The sequence below is a fragment of the Frankia sp. CcWB2 genome, assembly GCF_977927585.1.
In genome coordinates, this window is record NZ_CDWRCM010000217.1 from 7771 (window position 1) to 8190 (window position 420).

Here is a 420-nt window from a genome sequence, read left to right on the forward strand (position 1 = left end):
AGGTCTTCATGATGTGCCACAGCACCGGCTTGCCGCCGATGTCCACCAGCGGCTTGGGTAGTTTCTCGCTGGCTTCCCGCAGCCGGGTTCCCATCCCGCCGCACAGGATCACGACGGGGATGTCCGCCACGTCGGGAATCTCGCTGGTCTGGGCGATCTCGATGCTCAAGGCTGTTGCGTCTCCCGTGCTCATGCCCCGGTCCGGACGCGCTCGGGGCGGATGGGCGTCGATGGCCTGGTCGTCGCGGGACCGCGATGCGCTCCGGGCGACCCGGGACAGCCGTCCCGCGGGCCGGCTGGTCGTGACCGGTGGGGGCAGCCACCGGGCGGTCCGGCTGCGCGGGCGGCGCGTTCTCACGCGGGTGAGGACGTCGCTGCTCGCCCGCGAACGTGCGTGCGGGCGTGATCCCGTGGCACGGT

At 71.9% G+C, this 420-nt stretch carries 2 protein-coding genes; one reads left to right on the forward strand and one right to left on the reverse strand.

What is annotated here, in order from left to right; genetic code table 11:
• Positions 1-193, reverse strand: a 193-nt coding sequence (locus tag ACY45C_RS18580) for a sugar phosphate nucleotidyltransferase (RefSeq protein ID WP_462188846.1), incomplete at its 3' end; no start/stop codon positions are given.
• A 37-nt stretch (positions 194-230) separates the two neighbouring features.
• Here ACY45C_RS18580 and ACY45C_RS18585 point away from each other — a divergent pair.
• Positions 231-420, forward strand: a 190-nt coding sequence (locus ACY45C_RS18585) for a hypothetical protein (protein WP_462188847.1), incomplete at its 3' end; no start/stop codon positions are given.